At 32.1% G+C, this 5,440-nt stretch carries 4 protein-coding genes; all 4 read right to left on the bottom strand.

Translation table 11 applies throughout. The features are described from left to right. Positions 1–373 precede the first annotated feature (373 nt). Positions 374–1,414: a protein-glutamate methylesterase/protein-glutamine glutaminase gene (locus ACTCDL_RS13680; protein ID WP_463177950.1), complete on the bottom strand. Its 1,041-nt coding sequence runs from the start codon at positions 1,412–1,414 to the stop codon at positions 374–376. Between the two features lie 485 nt (positions 1,415–1,899). Further along, positions 1,900–2,262, bottom strand: coding sequence for a response regulator (locus tag ACTCDL_RS13675; protein ID WP_463177943.1), 363 nt, complete (start codon positions 2,260–2,262; stop codon positions 1,900–1,902). A 13-nt stretch (positions 2,263–2,275) separates the two neighbouring features. Beyond that, the gene (locus ACTCDL_RS13670; RefSeq protein ID WP_463177940.1) at positions 2,276–4,276 is read right to left on the bottom strand and encodes a chemotaxis protein CheA; all 2,001 of its coding nucleotides are present in this window, start codon (positions 4,274–4,276) and stop codon (positions 2,276–2,278) included. Positions 4,277–4,306: 30 nt separating this feature from the next. After that, entirely contained in the window at positions 4,307–4,768 is a 462-nt protein-coding gene (locus tag ACTCDL_RS13665; protein WP_463177936.1) for a chemotaxis protein CheW, read from the bottom strand. Positions 4,769–5,440: the final 672 nt, after the last annotated feature.

Genomic DNA, 5,440 nt, shown 5'->3' with positions numbered 1-5,440 from the left:
AGATGTGTATAAGAGACAGATCTAATTAATGATAATATTTAGTATTCTGATTGCTGAGAGAGTGGGCTGGTTCTGCCACGGAGAGTCTTTTTTTAGACTCGTAGGTATGTTTTCTTCTAGACCTTTTGGTTACTTTTAGGGCGCCCCAAAGGAAGTGTTCTTTCTTCCTGAGGAAGTACTCTGGGGGTGCAATGCTAAAAGTAACACGGGAAAAAGCTGATAAGCTTTCCCGTAATAGTTTTTTATTAATTTGATTAAAATTTTGCTCACTTTTATAAAGTGAAAATGTCGCTATATCTCCATTAAAAGATAAAAATAATAAGACTAAAATAAAAGTGAGGAGATAGCAGCTGCTATCTCCTCTTTATCTATATTATGAATTTACCATTCTCACAATCTCCTCAGCAATCCTATCAATAGGTTTAACTACCTCTACTCCACCTATCTCATAAGCTACTTTAGGCATACCATAAACTACACAGGTCTCTTCATCTTGACCTATAGTCTTACCACCATTATCTCTAATTAACTTCATACCTTCTGCTCCATCTTTACCCATACCAGTTAAGATAACTCCAACAGTATTAGAGTTATAATCATAAGCAATGGACTCCATAGTTACATCTACAGCAGGACGAACATTATGAACCTTTGGATTCTGATTCAATTTAACATGACCATTTTCGATAACCATATGATAATCACCTGGAGCTAACAAAGCAAGGCCCTTCTCCAATCGATCCCCTACTGTAGCCTCTTTAACTCTAATGTTAGATAATTTATCCAATCTCTGGGCTAGAGACGTAGTAAAACCTGGAGGCATATGCTGAATAATCAATACTGCAGCATTTAAATCTTCAGGTAATAAGGTTACCACTTCCTTCAAAGCTCTAGGTCCCCCAGTTGAAGAACCTATAACCACTAGCTTTGTACGACCAGTAGCTCTACTTAATGGTCTTTGTTCAGTAACTACTTTCTTAGTAGTAATGCTTTTCTTCTTAGGCTTTAGTGTCCTTGAAAAACTTTTAGAAATCTTTGCTAATTTAGATTTAGCTCCTGCTGCTATCCTTACCTTTTCAATTAGCTCTTCTTTAACTTTGTCTATATCCAAAGAGATACTTCCAGAAGGTTTAGCAACAAAATCAATTGCTCCTAACTCCAATGCTTTAATTGTAGTCTTACTTTGTCTAGTAGTTAAGCTACTTAACATAATAACTGGAATATTCTTTCCGATTAGCTCTGGTAACTTCTGTAGAAACTCCAGACCATCCATTTTGGGCATCTCTACATCTAAAGTAATCACATCAGGCTCATTACTTTCAATTTTACGCAAAGCATCTATTCCATTTCTTGCTTTATCGGTAACCACTATATCATCTGCTTCTTCCAGCATTTCACTGACTACTTTTCTCATAAAAGCAGAATCATCTACTACTAACACTTTAATTGGTCGCGATATCCCAAATTGTGAAGCCAAACCGACACCTCCTCCATTAAAGAACATATTCTTCAAACATTTTTAAAGAGATCTTAGAAGATTATTTATTTAATCACTTCTAAAATCTTAATCTATATACAACTAATTTAAAATTAATTAAATGTTTACATTAAATTTCAACTATACTATAATAATATATTTATATTATAATTCCTAGACCTAATCTATACCTAAGCAAAATATCAATATCTATAGTATTACCTTTAGATACAGATTAAGTCTTCTAAGATATAAAAAATGAAAAATAAGTTTAATAATTTAACCATTTCTGCCAAACCACAGGTTTAAACCTGTGGTTTAGTATTATAATAAACTAAACACAAAATCTTTAATAATTTTTATATTATTAAATCCATCTTTAGAATCAGAAGATTCTACAAAAACTCTCTATTTGACAATTATTAACCTAGAATATTCTTCAAAGCATCCTTTACTTTGTTTGGTTTGATAGGTTTTACCACAAAGTCTTTTGCTCCTGCTTTTAAAGACTCAACCACCATCGGCTTCTGCCCCATAGCACTACACATAATTACATTTGCTTCTGGGTTAAAAGCAAGAATCTGCTTAGTAGCTTCAACACCATCCATCTTGGGCATAGTAATATCCATCGTTACCAAATCCGGGGATAAATCCATGTATTTCTGTATAGCTTCTTCACCATTAATAGCTTCTCCAGCTACCTCATAACCATTTTCTTCAATTAATTTTCCTAGCATTGTACGCATAAATTGTGCATCATCAACAATCAATACAGATTTCGACAAGATAGTTCCCCTCCTAACCAGTTGTAATTTCCTCTACATTAATAATTAAAGCAATGTTACCATCACCCAAGATAGCTCCACCTGCAATCTTTTGAAGGTTCTCTGATAAATCATTAATTCTCTTAATTACTACCTCTTGTTGACCAATAATAGAATCAACCATTAAGCCATAGTTTTCATCTCCTACTTCAACTATAACTGTAGGAATCTCATCTCGCTTCTCTTCTAATACTGCTTTATTCAACTTATTGCGTAAAGAGATTAATGGAATTACAGATCCTCTACGATGAATAACCTTCTCTTTTCTGATAGTTTGAATCTCATCTAAATTAACATCTACAATCTCTTGAATAGATTCTAATGGAATTACATACTCTTGATTTGCTACTTTAGTCAAGAAACCTTGAATAATTGATAATGTCAATGGTAATTTAATAGTAAAGACAGAACCTTTACCAACTTCTGAAGTAATATCAACAGAACCACTTAAAGACTCTATCTTATTCTTTACAACATCCATTCCTACTCCACGACCTGAAACATCACTTACTTTAGCTGCTGTACTGAATCCTGCAGCAAAGATCAATTTGATTATATCATTATCACTCATAGTCTCTAATTCAGATTGGGAGATAACACCTTTTTCTACTGCCATATTTCCAATGAATTCAGGATCAATTCCATTTCCATCATCTTGAATTTGAATTACAACATTATTTCCTTCATGAAAAGCTGATAACCTAACTAGACCAACTGGATCTTTTCCAGCAGCTTCTCTTTTAGCTGGACTTTCAACACCGTGATCTATAGAGTTACGGATCATATGAACTAATGGATCTCCAATCTCATCGATAATAGTTCTATCTAATTCTGTATCTTCACCTTCAATTACTAAATTGATATTCTTATCTAATTCTTGGGATAAATCTCTAACCAATCTAGGGAAACGGTTAAATACCAAGCTAATTGGAACCATTCTCATCTCCATTACTGCATTCTGTAATTCTGTAGTTACCTTGCTCAATGGTTTTAACTTCTTGTTCAATTCATCTAGGTTGTAACTTCTTCCTACAGATTCAACCTGAGTCCGCTTGATAACCAATTCTGCTACTAAGTTCATTAATGCATCTAAACGTTCTACATCTACTCTAATTGTATTATTTGATTTTAGACGTTTAGATAATGTGGTTGCTTTTGGTTTTTTCTTCTTATTATTGCTAGACTTATCCTTGTTAGCAGTACTATCTTCTTGAGGTTGCTCATCCTCTTTTACTAATAACTGACTTATATCTTCAATAATAGTAATTTCTATCTCTTCAACCTCAGAAACACTATTTAAAGCATCATAAACCACATCTTTATCATCTTTAGTTGAGAATAAAATATAAAAGGTATTCTCAAACTCCTCATTTTTGATCTTCTCTATTTCAGGATTCGCCTTAATCAATTCCCCATGCTCTTCTAAAGCATCTAAGACCATATCTGCTCTTAAGGATTTAAAGACACAGTCCTCTTCCAATTTAACTTTAATAGTCATTGGATTTCCTTGAGCATTTTGGGTCATATCTATCTCTTCTTGGGTCAAATTAAAGTCATTATCTTGACTTGGATTAACTACACTATCATTTTGATTATCTGTTACTATATCACCTTGGGAATATGCCTTTAATTCATTAATTAAAGCATCTAATCCAGTAGTCTCTTCAGGACTATTACTTAGTAATTCTAACATATCAACTGCTTTAAAGAGCAGATTAATAACCTCAGTGTTAACAGCTAAAGTCTCAGATCTAATTAGATCCATAACATTCTCCATAGCATGGGCTAATTCACTAACATTGTCAAAGCCCATAGTTCCTGCCATACCCTTTAAGGTATGTGCTGCTCTAAAAGCTTCATTTATCATTTCCATATCATTAGGATTATTCTCTAAGGTTAATAATGCATCATTTAACAGGTCTAAATGTTCTCTAGATTCACTAGCATACAATTCTTGAAAATCATTCATATCCATAATCAAATTCCCCCTTTCTAATTAAAGCACTTACTGTGATTCGTTATCTAACTCAATCTTCTCTTTTGATTTTAATAGATTAGCTAGCTCTAACAAGATAACTATATGCTCTCCTACTTTAATTATCCCTCTAATATAATCATTTTTAATTCCAGACATACTACGAGGTGGAACATCAACCTTACTCTCATCAATATGTAACACCTCAGATACAGCATCTACAATTAATCCTACATTTTGTCCTTCAAATTCTACAACAATAATTCTAGTATCATCATCTTCAGCTATATCCTCTATTCCAAACCTCTTTCTTAAATCAATAACCGAAATAATATCTCCACGTAAGTTAATAATTCCAGCTATATAAGGAGAATTGATTGGAAGTTCAGTTATCTGCTTCATACGGATAATCTCATGTACCTCGGTAATTTTAACGCCAAACTTCTCTTCTCCTATATCGAAAACAATAATTTGACCTGCCTCATTTGACATAACATCTCCTCCTTTCATAAGATAAAGATCTACTTTATAAAATTTATTCCTTATTTATATCCTTTATTCTATCGCCTATCTGACTAAATCACTTCATAATTCTCTTTTTACAGATTCTTTTAACTTAGTAATTCGTGATTTAATCTATTAATTCCTTCTTAGTCAATTAAAAAATTTATCCAAAAAGTAAAATTTATCAATAATCTTAAGGAAATGTGTAATTTTTCAGAATTAAAATAACAGAAAAGCCATCTTAAAAAGATAGCTTTCAAATAAATTGTTTAAATATTTTCTTATTGATTTAGTTTGTCCACAATTTTGATCAAAATACCTCTATTTGAGAGATTTAATTGTTATAATTTCAGTCTAATTCTAAGTACTTTTACTTCAAATTTTTCGACTCGACTTACAGAGATATAAAGTTTCATTTTCTAAGGAAATTTATCTCACAAAGAGTTTTTTGAAGCTGGCAGAGTAAAAATTCTCGACCGAATTTTTCCTATCTTAATCCTTTGACTATATCTTTCATTATAAATTTTCTCTCCAAATTTCAGATTTGAACTCTAAATCTTTTTCCCTTTGGATCTATGTCAATATCTTAGACACAAAAAATCGAATTTTTCATGCTATATTTTTAGCTTTAATTTCACATTCTTCTGGAGTCATATAATT

Source organism: Orenia sp. (genome assembly GCF_055140805.1).
The sequence above is the reverse complement of the archived record's forward strand: the minus strand, read 5'-3'. Positions and strand labels throughout refer to the sequence as shown.